This window comes from Mycobacterium sp. NGS26 (assembly GCF_059813025.1).
The window spans coordinates 392,202-406,772 of the sequence record NZ_JCALDU010000004.1 but is presented as its reverse complement, the minus strand read 5'-3'; the positions used below and the strand labels follow the sequence as shown (position 1 = coordinate 406,772).

The following is a 14,571-nucleotide window of genomic DNA, read 5'->3' as shown; positions in this document are numbered from 1 at the left end:
TAGAGCGATGGTATCGTTTGGTATCACTTGATACCATCTTCGTATGGCAATGACATTGCGGCTGACCGCCGACCAGACTGCACGGCTTCGCGAGGCAGCTGCTCGCGAGGGCTTGTCGATGCAGGCCGTTGCCCTTAAAGCCGTCGATCAGTATCTCGATAACCGCGAGGCACGGCGTGCCGCGTTGCTGGCCCAGATCGTTGAGGAGGATGCCGGGCTGCTGCGGCGGCTGGCCGATGCATGAGCGTCGAATACCTCGATCTCGACGATCTGCTGGCCGCGGCCGCCGCCTATGCCGGGCACTCACCGCAGGTCCGCGACTACGGGCTGCTCGAATCCGCGGTCGCTCGCCCGCGGACCTCGGTATTCGGACAGGATGCCTATCCGACGATCCACGAGAAGGCCGCCGCACTATTGGAGTCGCTAGTCAAATACCACGCGCTTATTGACGGCAACAAGCCGCTCGGCTGGGTCGCTATGCGGCTGTTCTACGCATACAACGGCTACACCATCTCTGCGTCCGAGGACGCAAGGTTCGATCTGGTGGTCGCCGTAGCCACCGGGGAGCTGGACACGGTCGCCAAGATCGCCCACCGATTGGTAGGGATGGCCGGGTGAGCTGGCATCCCACCCTTCACGCACATGGAATCCGTTGCGGTGGAACGAAACCCACGATCTCGCGATGGTTTCGCTCGCGAAGTGAATTGACGGGTGCGTTTGCGGCAGTAGCCTAACCAGCAGCTCAGAAGGGGTTAGGGATGTTCGCGACGTCGACCGAGATGGATATGCGCAGCGCCGCGAGCATGCGGGCGGCGCGATGCAGCTGCGCTACATAAGCATCGCGCTGCTGGTCGCCGAGGCCGGAGGCGATCCTTGCGCGATCAACAAGAGCTTGCAAGCCGGCCGCCCGGCCCAGATCTCCGACTTGGCGGAGGCCTTCCATGCCGCGGGCCGATGCACCACCGAGGCCAACGCCGCGTTCGACGAAGCACGTCGCCGCTTCGAGGCGGCCTGGAATCGGGAGAACGGCGAGCACCCGATCAATGACTCCGCCGAAGTGCAGTTCGTCGTCCGGTCGCTCGGTGCGCAGTCCCTGCAGCTGCCCAAGATCGGCGTCGACCTGGAAAACATCGCCGCCGCACTTGCCGAAGCGCAAGGATCCGCAAGTGGGCAGATCGCGACGCTCGAGGATCATTTGCAGCGGCTCGACGACTTGATCGGCCAAGCGCTGGATGAAGAAGACGATCCCGATGTCACCCCTGATGAGATGGCCCAACTCGAAGCCTTCATTGGTGCCTGCGAAGAGGACGCCATCAAAGACACTCAGGCCACGCTGGCGCAGATCCAGTTAACGCGCGACGGCTACACCGGTTGCCTGCAGAAATCGCTGCAGAACTTGCGAGGCGAGGGATACGATCCGGCCGCCATCCACGGCGTCGATAGTGACCCTGCGCCCCCGCCGTCCGCGCTGCAGAGTGGCGAGCTGACCGACCTCCGCCAAGTCACCAACCAGGCCGTGGTGGATCAGATGGGCAAAGTGCGCGCCGCGCAGGACGCCGTCGACAAAGCCCTGGCGACCCTCTACACCAAGGGCCCGGGCTCCCCGGAAGGAGAGGCCGCGGCCCAGAGCTTGCCGAAGCTCAAGGCCGACCTCGCCCGCGCCATCGACGACCTGGGCAAGATTCCCGACTACAACACCATCGACCCCGCGTCCGTCAGCACCACCGCCGACGGTCGATTCATGTTCACCTACAACGTTGACGGGCAGCCGGTGCAGGTCGTCGGGCAGCTCAAGAACGGTGCCGGCGAATTCTTCGACCAAGCCACCGGCACGTCCTACACCTTCAAAGACGGCAAGTTGACCGGCATGCGCACGCTGGACCCCGGCAAGGTGGAAGCCACGCCGGAACCCCTGTGGAGCGTGATCACCCTGGCCGTCGGCGGACCCGAACTCAAGGCCGGCGGCGAAGCCGCGTGGCAGGGGCTCAAAACCCTCTTCAGTCGTGAAGCCCTAATGACGGGCCTGACTTCAGACAACGTGCTGCCCCGCGCATTGAGCGCGGCCGAGGCGCGTGCGGCAATCGCCCAGGCGGATCTCCCACCACGCACACTGCCCGGCGCGGGCGGGGAGCCTCTGCCCGGAGCGCATCCCGGCCCGTCACCCGTGGTCGAGCACACGCCGCCGGGAGGTCAGGGCGGCGGCATTGCGGAACACGCTCCCGGAGAACATTTGCCGGTACCTGACGTTCCGCACACTCCACCACCGGTCGTTGACCAGTCGCCACCGCCACCGCTGCCCTCGGACCATCCGCTGTTTCACGGATACCAACCGATCGAACCGGGCCCAGAATTCACCAGGCCCGATGGCAGCCTTATCTATCCCGACGACAGCCTCCCCACCAAGCCCTACGCGGTACCCGGCACCGTCATGCCCGACGCACAGCTGCCCGAAGGAACGGTTCTCAGTCGCTTCGGCTACCCCGGAGGTTCCTACATGGCTCCTCAGGGAACCCCATTCGCCGAACTTTCACTCCCGCCGGATAGTGCTCTCAAGCCCTACTTTCAATACGTCGTAGATAACCCGGAAGCGCTGCCGCGCGGCTACCACATTGAGGAATCTGAAGTAGCGCCCTGGTTCCACCAGCCGGGGGGCGGGACGCAATATCGAGTTATCGGGCCAGATGGGAAGGACGCCCCGGTGGATGCCCTGCTTGAGTCTGGATACCTGAAAGAGGTTCGTAAGTGATGGCAAATTTCGCCCGACTGTCGCAGAACTGGTTTGCATGGTCCAATCTGGCGCAACTCGGCAACATATCCGTGTCTACCGACTGCGATGACTGTCAACTCTTGTTCGAATCCACCGACTACTCAGTCCATCTCAGGAACGACGGAACTTGGTGGATTGTAGATACCGTGGACGACCGCGGACAACGCCATGATGGAACGGCCAAACTATCCACTTTCGAACTAGCCGAAAAATACCTGATATGGATCTGGGCTTCCAGCGCTCGAGGGGTCGTCGGTGCTCCGAGGCTGGGACCGCAACTGTATTCCTTAGGCGTCAGTCCGGAGGTCGAGTTGAATCCTATAACCGAAGGAATCGCCGAAGTGCGATCAAGCAGTGGACGCGCCATTTTGATGGAGCCCTACGCGACCATATTTAGTCACCTGATGAACAAATCGGTCGATGAGATTGAACAGATGGTTAGCGAGGGGCTCCGTTAGGAACGAATCCCGCAGGCGCGCAAGGAAATCCGTCATAACTGCGCTGGCGAAAGTCGAATAGCGTTGGAACCCAAGGGTTGGATGAGTCAACCCGACCATGAAGGCGACCGGCTTTTGTACTAGCTCGAGAAAACGGCCCGACGCCACCGAAACGGGCCTCAGCCGTTGGGCTGAGTTTTTGACCACGCCGTGACCTCGGCGGTGACCGGGTCGGTGATGTCATCGAATTCGGGATGCTTCTTGAGCACCGTTTCAACCATCGAGCACACGGGGACGATGCGTTTGCCTGCACGACGGGCGTCATCGAGTGCTTCTTCGACCAGGATGGTCGCCAGGCCGCGGCCGCCGAATTCGGGATCGACCACGGTGTGGTGGAACACGCGCTGGTCGCCACGGTCCGCATAGTCGGCGTGGCCGACGGTCTTTCCGTCGACGGCAATGGTGTAGGTCTGGTGCCTCGCGGTGACGGTGGTCGGCGCACCGGTCTTGTCGGTGGTCATTCGGGATCCTTTCTCTCCGGTATGGGTCGAGGCCGCAGCCGGGTGGTCGGCAGCGGCGGTGCGGGCAGCCGGGCGACAGGCCCCCGATACCCCTGGACGGCGCCGAACCGCTCGTCGGCGTCCTGCCACAATTGGCGATAGCTGACGATGTCGTCGTGGCTGCGCCCGACGAAGTTCCACCACATCACCAGCTCTTCGGTGAAGGGCGCCCCGCCCAGCAGCAGAACTCGCGTTGGCCGCTCCCCCATATTCTGCAGCCGCAGTGTCGAGGTGCCGGGACCCTGGTAAGCAAGGTCGGCGACCGCCAGAGCGGTCCCGCCCATCCGCACGCCACCGGCATCGCACAGCACGCCGTGTTCGAATGCCGGGTTGACGTCGAGCTGTAGTTCAGCGTTCGCGTCAAGGTCGAGCTGGGCGCCGAGCAGCGGTGTGAACGCGCGCACCGGTGAACGGCCGCCGGCCAGCTCCCCGATGAACACCCGCGCCACCGCGCCGCGCAGCGAAATCGGCTCGGGCGCATAGTGAACGAAGTCGCGTCCGGTATCGCGATCGGAATCAGGCAGCGCCACCCACAGCTGCACGCCGTGCAGAACGGTGCCCAACCCCACCGACACTTCGGAATGACAGATGCCCGCACCCGCCGTCATCAGGTTCAGCTCGCCGGGACGGACCATGGCGTGCACGCCGGCGCTGTCGCGGTGCTCCACTTCCCCACTGAACAACCAACTCACGGTCTGCAACCCGGTGTGCGGGTGGGGCGGCACGTCCATGCTCGCGGTCACGGGGCCGTAGTGGTCGACAAAGCACCACGCGCCGATCAACGAGCGCTGCCGTTGCGGAAGCGTGCGCTGGACGGGTAGCGCCCTCGGGCCGCCCAGCGGGACTTCCCGTGGATGTAGCACCTCGATGCCCGCAACCCGTGAAGCGCTACAGGCCACTTCGGCCGGCGCGGCTTCGAGGTTGCTCATCGTTCACCCTCCATCGTGGGTGCCGGACGGCGCCAATACCGCGACGATACCCAAGCCCCGGTCATCGCCCGGGCGGGCGCAGCACCTTCATGGCGAGCCGCATCACCGGCTCGGGAATCCGATCCTGCATCGACAACGCGACGTCTGCGGCGCGAGAACGCAATGGCGTGCCGCGACCGAAAACCCGGTTCAGTGGTCCCCCGGACGGCTCGATCACCACATGCAGCGGCGGTGTACCTACGGCGGCGCCCAGCGCGTTCGAGATGACCATCCGCTGAATCTCGCTGGTGCCCTCAAAGATGGTGTACAGCTTGGCATCTCGATACCACTTCTCCACCGGGTGGTCGGTGACGTAGCCCCAGCCGCCCATGGTCTGGATGGCGCGTTCGGTGGCCTTGACGGCCACCTCGCTGGCGGCGAGTTTCGACATCGAGCCCTCCCCCCGCTCGAAGGCGACGTTGTTGGCGGCCATCCACGACGCACGCCAGGTCAGCAGCCGGGCGGCGTCGATCTGGGTGGCCAGGTCCGCCAGCGGGAACGCGATGCCCTGGTTGTCGATAATCGGTCCCCCGAACGCTTCCCGTTGGGTGGCATAGGACGTCGCGTACTCCAGCGCCGCGCGCGCGATCCCGATCGCCTGCGCGGCGACCATCGGGCGGGTCTGCTCGAAGGTGCCCAAAGTCGCGGAGCCGGAACGTTGTCCGCCCGCCGCCGCCTCGCGCGCCTTGGCGAGCTTGTGTTCGAGCTTGTCTTGCCCGCCAAGCAGGTTGGCCGCGGGAACCCGGACGTCCTCCAAAAGCAACTCGGCGGTGTGGGACGCCCGGCAACCCAGCTTGTCGAGCTTCCGCACCATCTTCAGTCCGGGCGTGCCGCCGGGCACCACGAACAGCGCCTGACCGCGGTGGCCGAGTTCCTCGTCGACCACCGCGTTGACGACGTGCACGTTGGCGATGCCGCCATTGCCGATCCACATCTTGTGGCCGTTGATCACCCAGTCGTCCCCGTCGCGGCGGGCATGGGTGCGCAGGTTGCGGACGTCGCTGCCGCCCTCGGGTTCGGAGATCGCCAGCGCGGCAAGTTTGAGATCGCCTGGTGTGCCGAAACATTCGGGCGCCCACTCCAACATCTGCTCGGGGGAAGCGGCTTGGCCGATCGCCGACAGCGCCAGCGCCGGCATGACGATCGCCAACCCGATTCCGGCGCAGCCCCAAAAAAGCTCCTCCATGAACATCGGCAGCGAGATGCCGGTCGGATCACCGATCAAATCGCGGTAGAACAGCGGACTGTAGAAGCCGCGCTGGGCCGCCTCCTCCAGCACCGGCCAGGGAAACTCCTGCCGCTGGTCGTAGCCGAGCGCGACCGGGCGGATGACTTCTTCGGCGAACTCGTGGGTGCGCCGGGCCAGGTCGTGCTGTGCGGCCGTCGGAGTCAGGTCGAACGCCATGGATGCGCACTACCCCGTATGCCGGGGCAACAAACTGCCGACCGCCAGGGCGTTTCTCAGGCAGCCGAGCGGGGCCCGACGTGCGCGAGCGGCAGGTGCACCACCACCGCGGGCGCCGCGACGACGTCATGTTCGCGGCGGGCCAGCAGGGCCGCGTTTTCGGGCAGCTGGCGGGAGTTGATCTCGCCCGCGGCGATGCGCCGGAGGACGTCGTGGGCACGCGCGAGCTGTTCGCGCTTGCGGTACTGCCCACCCGGAAGTTTGACGCCCGCCCAGACGCCGTACTCCTCGCGGTGCGCGATGGCGTGCTGGGCACACCGCCGCTGCTGCGCCAACGGGCAACGGCGCAGGCATTGCAGCCGCGCTTCGGTGGCGGACTGCTCGTAAGCGCGCGCCTTTGCCGCGCCGTCGCCACCGTCATCGTCGGGATAGCCGAACCATAGTTCCGGGTTGGCTGCGCAGGGATGTCCCATGCTGGTCTCCTTGTCGAATGAAACGTAGGCAAAAGCGTATACGCACATAACCGGTTAGCGCAAGCGAAACGTGACAAAAACGTATATACAGGGCCTAGCGACCCGGCCTGTGTAATATCCGGCCTATGGCCGGAGCCTGCCGTGAGCCGTGAATCGGCCGGCGCCGCCATCCGCGCGTTGCGCGAGTCGCGTGACTGGTCGCTAGCCGAACTCGCCGCCGCGACCGGCGTCAGCGTCATGGGACTGAGCTATCTGGAGCGCGGGGCCCGCAAGCCTCACAAAAGCACAGTTCAGAAGGTCGAGAATGGGCTGGGTCTGCCGCCCGGCACCTACTCGCGGTTGTTGGTGGCCGCCGATCCGGACGCGGAGCTGGCCCGGTTGCTCGCCGCGCAGCCGCCCGAACCGGCGTCCGCGCGGCCCGCCGGCACGGTGGTCGTCGACCGTCACAGCGACACCGAAGTGCTGGAAGGTTATGCCGAAGCGCAACTCGACGCCCTCAAATCTGTCATCGATCGGTTGCCGGCGACGACATCAAACGAATATGAGACGTATATTCTCTCTGTGATCGCACAATGCGTGAAGGCAGAGATGCTGGCCGCCAGCTCATGGCGGGTGGCCGTGAACGCCGGCGCCGACTCGACGGATCGGCTCATGCAGCATCTACGGGAGCTCGAGGCGACGCGCAGCGCGCTGCTGGAGCGGATGCCAGCCAGCTTGAGCGCGCGCTTTGATCGGGCTTGCGCGCGCTCGTCGCTGCCGGAGCCGATCGTCGCGGCATTGCTCGGTGTCGGCAGCGACGAAATGTGGGACATCCGCAACCGCGGGGTCATCCCGGCCGGAGCGCTCCCCCGCGTGCGCGCTTTCACGGACGCCGTCGAGTCGACGACCCAGGACACGACGGCTCACCCCACGACGAACGAGGTCACGACGGACGCGGACACTGACGAGGGGGAACAGTGATCGAAAGCGACATCGCGGCGCTGAGTCGCGCGCATCAGATGTTTACCGGCAGCACTTCGCACGCGACGCTGGACGCGAACAGCGGGCATTACAGAAGATTGCTGTCGCGATCTGCAGAACTGAATAGTGGTGTGGTCCATGGTGATTACGGACTGCTGGCGGAGCGCGGACGGGAGACATTGCGGTCGACGGCGCGCACGGATGCCGCGGCGACGGGCGTGATCGCCGCTGCCCACCGAGATCGGGCGCAGGCGCGCGAGCTGACCAAGAACGTCCTCGACGAGGCTCGCGCCGATGCCGCCACCACCCCTGTTACCCCGATGGCCCAACGGGAGGCGATGCGGCGCCGCGTCGCCCGGCTGCACGCGCAACGGGCGCACGTGCTGGCGACCCGGCTTCGCGCCCGGCGGCATTCAGCGGCGTTGCGCGCGCTGCGGTACCGGATGTCGCACCATCGCGGCCGGGGACTGGCCGGGCTGCGGCTGCCGTTACCGAACGGCCGTGCCGGGATGGCGGTGCGCGCCGCCCTGTCACGGTTGGGCCGGCCGTATGTCTGGGGCGCGACGGGCCCCGACCAGTTCGACTGCTCGGGGTTGGTCCAATGGGCCTACGCGCAGGCGGGTATTCACCTGGACCGCACCACGTATCAGCAGATCAACGACGGGATCCCGGTGCCCCGTTCGCAAGTCCGTCCGGGCGATCTCGTCTTTCCCCATGCGGGACACGTACAGCTGGCCATCGGGAACAACCTGGTGGTCGAGGCCCCCTACTCGGGCGCCTCGGTGCGGATCAGCCAGCTGGGCAGTAACGTTGCGATCCGCCGACCGATATGAGAAGCAACGACCGCCCGGATCCAGCTGGGCACGATGAATAGGTTGAACCCATGTCGGAACCGTCCGGGCCTTCGCTAGCCGCCATTCAGGCGCGTCAGGCGGCGCTAGCAGACCAACACGGTACGGTCGCCGACGCCGACCGCGTGCTGGCCGAGGTGCTTGCCAACGCTCACACCGCGATACGGGAGAGCATCCGCCGGCTCGATGCGATCGCCGACGAAATCGAACGCGCGGCACCGGATCGGAACGACCTTGCTCTCGATACTCCGTTGGGGGTCCGCGAGTTTCAGCGTTTCCTGGTCGCCAAGCAACGCGAGATCGCGGCGATCGTCGCCGATGCGCACGAGCTCGACCGTGCGAAAAGTGCTGTGCTGGAAGAGCTCCGGGCGCACTACACCGTCTCCCCGGGCTAGCCGAAAGCCGCGCGGTGCGTTCATTCACAGGCCTGTCGAGGTGAATTGTCGCCGAGTTTGCGCCTGAGTACTGTCACGCGGCATGGAGGGGTCGCGACACCGCCCGCACCGGGACGCAGCGTTGTTCGCCTAGACGATGTCGACTTACGACGAACTGCTCACCACGGTCAAACGCGTGCGCGACCGCACCGGCGATCCCAACGCCTGGCAGGCGGGTTTGACGCCGGCCGAGCTGACCGCCGTGGTCACCCCCACCACGCGTGCGGAAACCCTGGATGCGATTCTGCTCAAGATCCGGCGGCAGCACCCCGACCTGTTCGACGCCCGCGCGCTGCCGGGCGGACCGCTGCCGGATCGGCAGGAGGGTGCCGCCGCCGAGGCCATAGCGGAGGCCGAAGCCGCTCTGGCACACCAGAATTCGGCAAGCTCGCAGCTCGACCTGCAAGTGGTTTCGGCCATCATGAACGCGCACCTGAAGACCGTCGAGGGCAGGGACGCGCTGACCAAGTTGCAGCACGAAACCGAAGCGGCCGTCCAAACCCGGTCCGATCTGGACACGCCCGCGGGCGCGCGCGATTTCCAGCGGTTCCTCATCGGCAAGCTCAGGGACATTCGGGCGGTGGTCGCGAACGCGAGCCTGGACGACACGTCGAAGTCAGCACTGATGGCCGCGTGGACGGCGCTGTACGACGCGTCCAAGGGCGCGCCGAGCGCTTCGCGCGAAAGCGGGCCGGCGCCCGGCGCCGCCACGAGTGCACCCGTGCGTGGCACCGCCGGTCAATCCGCGGATGTTGCCGACCCCGGATGGGATCCGTTACTGGATTCGCTGCTGGCCGACGATCCCGGGCTGCCGGCCGGGGACCCATCCGGGCAGGGCCCAACATCCAGCACGCCAGCGGCGCCGGTCGCGCCGGGCGTTCCCAATTTTGGTGGTCTACCCGGGCTGGGCGCAGCGCCGGCCTCACCGGTCGGTTGGGGCGGCCCGGGTGGGTTGCCGTTCGGCGGGCCGCAAGAGCGCACCGATCCGGGGAGTACGGACGACGGGCTGGCGGGGGCGGAAGACGCCGACGCGATGGACCACGCCTCGCCCGAGGAGGCCGACAAGCACGCGGAGGACGAGGAGCGCGAGCAGGACGAGTCAGCCGACAAGCGCGAACCGCAGCCGGCGGGCCCGACGCCGGTGACCCTGCCCGACGGCGACACCGTGACGGCCGCCAGCCCGCAGCTGGCCGCGGCGATCAAGGCCGCGACCGGCGGGGCGTCGATCGCGGATGCCTTCCACCAGCAGGGAATTATCATTCCCGCGCCGGGCACCGCGGTCACCGATCCGATCGACGCGCTGCAAGTCGCGCCGGGCGACATCGGCATGTTCACCGACCGGCACGCGCTGGCCCTCGGCCACGAGAAGGCCCTTCTCGACGGGCAGATTCAGCACATCGCCACCGTAACCGGGCCAAGCTTTCTAGGCTGGGAGCATCCGCCGGTGGCGGTCGCGACCGCGCCGGCCATTGACGACGCGCCGGCGCCCACCCGCCCGGCAGGCACGTCGACCACGGCATGAACAGGAGACAACAGATGGCAGACCGAATCCATGTGGTGCCCGCGCATTTACGTGACGCCGCCGCGCATCACCGGGACACCTCCGAGTACTTGCGGACCGTGCCGTCGTCGCACCCTGCGATTCAGGAGAGCCTGGACTCACTGGGGCCCATCTTCGGCGAACTTCGCGACGCGGGACGGGAGCTGCTCGAGCTCCGCCGCCAGTGCTACGAGCAACAAGCCAACGATCACGCCGAGATGGCGCACAAACTGAATACGTCGGCGGCGGTGTGGGACCAGCACGAGGAAGATGCGGCCGGCAAGCTCGGCGGCATCGTCGACGGCGGTCGATGACAGACGCCAATCCGGCCTTCGACACGGTTCACCCGAGCGGACACATCCTGGTCCGCTCGTGCCGCGGCGGCTACATGCACAGCGTCGCCCTGAGCGAAGAGGCGATGGACACCGACGCCCAAACCCTGGCAAGGGGCATCCTTTTGACCGCCGATGTGTCGTGCCTGAAGGCGTTGCTAGAGGTTCGCGACGAAATCGTGGCGGCCGGGCACACCCCGTCCGCGGCGGTGCCGACCCCGCACGACCTGGATGCGGCGATCGAGAAGTTGCTGGCGCATAAACTGCGCCGCCGCGATGACGCGCGTTGACCTAGAGAACCCAGGTCTTGACGATGTCCGGATCGGGCGCGATATCGGTTGGTGGCTCGATGGGATTGGCGCCGAACAACTCTCGCGCGCGGCTCAGCAGAGCGCGGACTTCGTCGAGCTGCTGCTGCAGCGCAGAATCAGCCATGCCCCCACGCTACCCAGGCCGTCGCATCCGCACAATTCACCGTCCGCATAAAGCATCTGCCAGATGCCGGTAGGCTTGGCCGGTGGCTATCTTCGGTCGGATTGCGGCGCGCCAGCGCCTCCGGAGGGCTACCCGGGAATCACTGGAGATTCCGGCCTTCAGCTCTCAGGTCGACTGCACCCCCTGGGTGACAGGCGGGCTCTGGCCTGACGAACTGTCGACCACAACCGGCGAAACCGCTGCGCTCGCAGACTATCTCAGGCAGGACCTGCAGCGGATCACCCGTCGCGCCAACAATCAGCTGCGGGTCATCAAGCGGGCGGACATGACCGATTCCACCCGGGCGGCCGAAGAGGCGCGAGTCATCGACGAAGCCCGCGCCCACGCCGAGCGGCGAGTCGAATCGACGCTTCGCCATGTGCGCGCGATCAAGGCCGAGATGCTCGCGGGACATCGGCGCCCGCAGGTCACCCAGCGGTTCGCGGGCAGAGACATCCACCAGACGCAAGTCATCCCGGTCGTCGCGGATGTGGAACCCGCCGCCGCTCCCCCGGCGCCGGATGCCGCGGTGGCCGAGGCCCCGGGCGAGCCCGAGGTTCCCGAGGTTCCCGAGATTTCGCCCGCCCGGCATCGGGCCCCCGACGAGGACGACGCCGTCACGACGGCCATCACGCCGGAGCCGGCGGCCGGCGAGGCCCCGGAGGCACCGCAGCCCGCGCCGCTCGCCGACGAACCGGAAATCCCGGAGGAACCAGAAATCCCCGAGGAACCGGAAACCCCGGAGGAACCGGAAATCCCGGAAATCCCGGAGACCCCGGAGGTCCCCGAGACCGTCGAGCTCCCGGCGGTGGCCGAATCCGACGACGAACGGCTGCGGCGGCAACTCGCGTTCGTCGTCCATCAGGAACCGCGGCTGAGCTGGGCCGTCGCCGATCTCGCGGACGGCACGACGCTGTTGGTCACCGACCTCGCGCACGGCTGGATACCTCCGGGGATCAGCCTCCCGGCGGGCGTGCGGCTGCTGGAGCCCGGGCGGCGCGCCGGGAAGGTCGCCGCGCTGATCGGCGAGGCGACGCGGATGGCGACCTACACCCCGGGCGACGCGATCGGCCGGCCGGCCGACTTCGCGGCGACGGAATCGTCGGTGCAGCCCCGAGAACTGCCGGCGGTCGACGATCTGGGCTGGGAGCTGGGGCGAGCTACGCACTGGCGCGACGGTCTGCCCCGGATGGTGCATACCTTGGCCAAGGCGGCCGCCGCGGGTACCGGCGTCGTAGCGGAAGAAGTCGACCTGTTGCGGGTCCACCTCGATACCGCGCGCCACCAACTCCTGACCCAGTATCCCGACGCCGGGTCCGCGCTCTTGCTCAACTGCCTGTTGCTGGCCGCCACCGAAAGCCTTGTCGCCGGGGACTCGATATCGGCGAACTATCACCTCGCCTGGTTCCGGAAGCTCGACGAGCCGCCGCCCAGCCAGTGGACCGCCGAACTCCCCAAATCCATGAATTGACGCTGGTTGGAGGGGTCAACGATACTGACAGCGTGTCGGGATCGGGCAGTCGCGCGAATCTGAGCGACAAGGATCTCGTCGAATCGGTTTTGCGTGAATTGAGCGAGGCCGCCGACAAGTGGGAGGCTCTTGTCGCGCAGGCCGAGACGGTCACGTACAGCGTGGACATGGGCGATATTCGTGCGGTGGCGAACTCCGACGGTAGGTTGCTCGAGTTGACGCTGCATCCGGGCGTGATGACCGGCTACGCCCATGGAGAATTGGCCGACAGGCTGAACCTGGTGATCGCCGCCCTCCGCGAGGAGGCGGAGGCCGATAACCGGGAAAGATATGGGGGCCAGCTGCAGTGACGTCGGGGTCGATGCAGCACAACCGCATCGACCGCCGAAAGGAGAAGGACCGTGCCGCTCAATCTGTCCAACCGGGATCAGAATTCGGGGCACCTGTTTTACAACCGGCGGTTGCGGGCCGCGATCACCAGGTTCTCGGTGCGGATGAAGCACGACGACCGCAAACAGCAAGCGGCGGTGGCGTTGTCCATCGTGCTCGTCCTCATCGGCCTCGGCTGGATGGCGTTGCTGCACGTGATGAAGCCCGCGGGGTTGGTCGGCCAGTCGGCCATCATCGGCGACCGGGACACCGGCGCGGTCTACGCGAAGATCAACGGACGCCTCTACCCCGCGCTCAACCTGACCTCCGCGCGGCTGGCGATCGGCAACGCGAGCGCGCCCACCTGGGTCAAGGCGAGCGAGATCGCAAAGTACCCGACGGGCGCGATGATCGGCATTCCGGGGGCGCCGGACAGCCTGCCGATCACGGCGAGCGCCGTGTCGGCCTGGTCGGTCTGCGACACCGCGGCCACCCGGGGCAGCGGAACTTCTCCGGTGGTGACATCCATCGCGGGCCAGCTCTCGCCGTTCGGCCGGTCGGCGGCCATGGGCCCGGCGCAGGCCATCCTGGTGACCCACAAGGGCGCGACCTACGTGATCTGGAAGGGGCAACGCTCCCGCATCGACCCGACCGACCGGTCGGTGACGTTCAACCTCGGTCTTGACCCCGGCGTGACGTATCCGATCGAGATCTCCAACGCCCTTTTCGATGCGATGCCCTCGACGGAACCCCTTGTGCTGCCGGTGATTCCGGGTCACGGCACGCCATCGCGGTGGCTGCCGGGCTCGACGGTGGGCAGCGTGCTGGAAACCCGCGACGCCAACGGCACCGTCAACGGCTTCTATGTGTTGTTGCCGACGGGCGTGCAGAAGATCACCAGTTTCGTCGCGGACTTGTTGCGCACCGCGGATTCGGAGGGCACGACGACACCGGTCCTGGTCGCGCCCGACAAGCTGATCCAGATCCCGGTCGTCGACGTGCTCGACGTCGACTACTACCCGTCGGGCAAGATGGAATTCATTGACACCTCGGCGAATCCGGTGACGTGCGTGGGATGGGAAAAGCAACCCGGCGACCCGCAGGCCAGGATCACCGTCTTCAGCGGGCGGGGTTTGCCGGTCCCGATCGGCATGGACGATCGCGTCGTGCATCTGGTCCGCGACGACCGCGACCCCAATTCGCCCGAGGCACAACAGACCTTGATGCTGCCAGGTGCGGCGAACTTCGTCACCACCACAAGCGGCGTCAGCACGTCCGACAGCCGGGAGAGCCTGTATTGGCTTTCGCCGCAAGGTGTTCGGTACGGCATCCAATCGGATCAGCGCACACTCAAGGCGCTGGGGCTCGATCCGCGTTTGGCGGTGCAAGCGCCCTGGCCGATAGTGCGGACGTTCGCGCCCGGCCCGGCGATCAGTCGCGACGCCGCGCTGGTGGCGCGCGATTCGGTGTCCGGGGGCGGCGCCGTGGCGCCCATTCCAGATTCCAGCGACCAGACAAGCGGGGGTTGAG

At 66.7% G+C, this 14,571-nt stretch carries 18 protein-coding genes and 1 pseudogene; 14 read left to right on the top strand and 5 right to left on the bottom strand.

Going from position 1 to position 14,571, the window contains the following annotated elements:
• Nucleotides 1-43 precede the first annotated feature (43 nt).
• The 4 genes from AC5Y6X_RS16310 to AC5Y6X_RS16295 all read left to right on the top strand — a co-directional run bounded on the left by AC5Y6X_RS16310 (nt 44) and on the right by AC5Y6X_RS16295 (nt 3,225).
• On the top strand, nt 44-244 hold the full coding sequence (locus tag AC5Y6X_RS16310; protein WP_324675748.1) for a CopG family transcriptional regulator: 201 nt from the start codon (nt 44-46) through the stop codon (nt 242-244).
• Nucleotides 241-618 (top strand): type II toxin-antitoxin system death-on-curing family toxin, encoded by a 378-nt coding sequence (locus AC5Y6X_RS16305; protein WP_324675746.1) that lies wholly within the window; start codon nt 241-243, stop codon nt 616-618. The genes AC5Y6X_RS16310 and AC5Y6X_RS16305 overlap by 4 nt, the downstream gene beginning before the upstream one ends.
• 199 nt (nt 619-817) lie before the next feature.
• Entirely contained in the window at nt 818-2,746 is a 1,929-nt protein-coding gene (locus AC5Y6X_RS16300) for a TNT domain-containing protein (protein ID WP_499987533.1), read from the top strand.
• Nucleotides 2,746-3,225, top strand: coding sequence for an Imm61 family immunity protein (locus AC5Y6X_RS16295; RefSeq protein ID WP_499987531.1), 480 nt, complete (start codon nt 2,746-2,748; stop codon nt 3,223-3,225). The genes AC5Y6X_RS16300 and AC5Y6X_RS16295 overlap by 1 nt, the downstream gene beginning before the upstream one ends.
• 158 nt (nt 3,226-3,383) lie before the next feature.
• On the opposite strand, the gene AC5Y6X_RS16290 is transcribed toward AC5Y6X_RS16295, so the two are convergent.
• The 4 genes from AC5Y6X_RS16290 to AC5Y6X_RS16275 form a co-directional block, all read right to left on the bottom strand.
• Complete coding sequence (locus AC5Y6X_RS16290) at nt 3,384-3,725, bottom strand: GNAT family N-acetyltransferase (RefSeq protein ID WP_499987529.1); 342 nt, start codon at nt 3,723-3,725, stop codon at nt 3,384-3,386.
• The gene (locus tag AC5Y6X_RS16285; protein WP_499987527.1) at nt 3,722-4,693 is read right to left on the bottom strand and encodes a pirin family protein; all 972 of its coding nucleotides are present in this window, start codon (nt 4,691-4,693) and stop codon (nt 3,722-3,724) included. Before AC5Y6X_RS16285 ends, AC5Y6X_RS16290 begins: the two co-directional genes overlap by 4 nt.
• 61 nt (nt 4,694-4,754) lie before the next feature.
• Entirely contained in the window at nt 4,755-6,137 is a 1,383-nt protein-coding gene (locus AC5Y6X_RS16280) for an acyl-CoA dehydrogenase family protein (RefSeq protein ID WP_499987525.1), read from the bottom strand.
• 56 nt (nt 6,138-6,193) lie between these two features.
• Nucleotides 6,194-6,610, bottom strand: coding sequence for a WhiB family transcriptional regulator (locus AC5Y6X_RS16275; RefSeq protein ID WP_324675733.1), 417 nt, complete (start codon nt 6,608-6,610; stop codon nt 6,194-6,196).
• Nucleotides 6,611-6,751: 141 nt separating this feature from the next.
• Between AC5Y6X_RS16275 and AC5Y6X_RS16270 the strand changes: the two genes are divergently transcribed.
• The 6 genes from AC5Y6X_RS16270 (at nt 6,752) to AC5Y6X_RS16245 (ending at nt 11,017) form a co-directional block, all read left to right on the top strand.
• Nucleotides 6,752-7,570, top strand: coding sequence for a helix-turn-helix domain-containing protein (locus tag AC5Y6X_RS16270; RefSeq protein ID WP_324675731.1), 819 nt, complete (start codon nt 6,752-6,754; stop codon nt 7,568-7,570).
• Nucleotides 7,571-7,608: 38 nt separating this feature from the next.
• The gene (locus tag AC5Y6X_RS16265) at nt 7,609-8,403 is read left to right on the top strand and encodes a C40 family peptidase (RefSeq protein WP_499987736.1); all 795 of its coding nucleotides are present in this window, start codon (nt 7,609-7,611) and stop codon (nt 8,401-8,403) included.
• Nucleotides 8,404-8,453: 50 nt separating this feature from the next.
• Nucleotides 8,454-8,816 carry a DUF4226 domain-containing protein gene (locus tag AC5Y6X_RS16260; RefSeq protein WP_324675727.1) on the top strand — a complete coding sequence of 121 codons (363 nt, stop codon included), beginning with the start codon at nt 8,454-8,456 and terminating at the stop codon, nt 8,814-8,816.
• Between the two features lie 136 nt (nt 8,817-8,952).
• Complete coding sequence (locus AC5Y6X_RS16255) at nt 8,953-10,377, top strand: DUF4226 domain-containing protein (RefSeq protein WP_499987523.1); 1,425 nt, start codon at nt 8,953-8,955, stop codon at nt 10,375-10,377.
• Nucleotides 10,378-10,391: 14 nt separating this feature from the next.
• Nucleotides 10,392-10,709 carry an ESX-1 secretion-associated protein gene (locus tag AC5Y6X_RS16250; protein ID WP_499987522.1) on the top strand — a complete coding sequence of 106 codons (318 nt, stop codon included), beginning with the start codon at nt 10,392-10,394 and terminating at the stop codon, nt 10,707-10,709.
• Nucleotides 10,706-11,017: a DUF2694 family protein gene (locus AC5Y6X_RS16245; protein ID WP_324675721.1), complete on the top strand. Its 312-nt coding sequence runs from the start codon at nt 10,706-10,708 to the stop codon at nt 11,015-11,017. The genes AC5Y6X_RS16250 and AC5Y6X_RS16245 overlap by 4 nt, the downstream gene beginning before the upstream one ends.
• Before the next feature lies 1 nt (nt 11,018).
• Here AC5Y6X_RS16245 and AC5Y6X_RS16240 read toward each other — a convergent pair whose 3' ends face one another.
• Nucleotides 11,019-11,162: a hypothetical protein gene (locus tag AC5Y6X_RS16240; protein ID WP_324675719.1), complete on the bottom strand. Its 144-nt coding sequence runs from the start codon at nt 11,160-11,162 to the stop codon at nt 11,019-11,021.
• An 82-nt stretch (nt 11,163-11,244) separates the two neighbouring features.
• Between AC5Y6X_RS16240 and AC5Y6X_RS16235 the strand changes: the two are divergent.
• From AC5Y6X_RS16235 to eccB, 4 genes and pseudogenes are all read left to right on the top strand, one after another.
• A pseudogene (locus AC5Y6X_RS16235) lies at nt 11,245-11,578 on the top strand (hypothetical protein); the annotation flags it as partial.
• 2 nt (nt 11,579-11,580) lie between these two features.
• A complete protein-coding gene (locus tag AC5Y6X_RS16230; protein ID WP_499987735.1) occupies nt 11,581-12,672 on the top strand; it encodes a DUF5631 domain-containing protein in 1,092 nt (363 codons plus the stop codon).
• A 32-nt stretch (nt 12,673-12,704) separates the two neighbouring features.
• Nucleotides 12,705-13,022, top strand: a complete 318-nt coding sequence (locus AC5Y6X_RS16225) for a DUF2710 family protein (RefSeq protein ID WP_324675964.1) — start codon at nt 12,705-12,707, stop codon at nt 13,020-13,022.
• Between the two features lie 51 nt (nt 13,023-13,073).
• Nucleotides 13,074-14,570, top strand: coding sequence for a type VII secretion protein EccB (gene eccB / locus AC5Y6X_RS16220; RefSeq protein ID WP_324675715.1), 1,497 nt, complete (start codon nt 13,074-13,076; stop codon nt 14,568-14,570).
• Nucleotide 14,571: the final 1 nt, after the last annotated feature.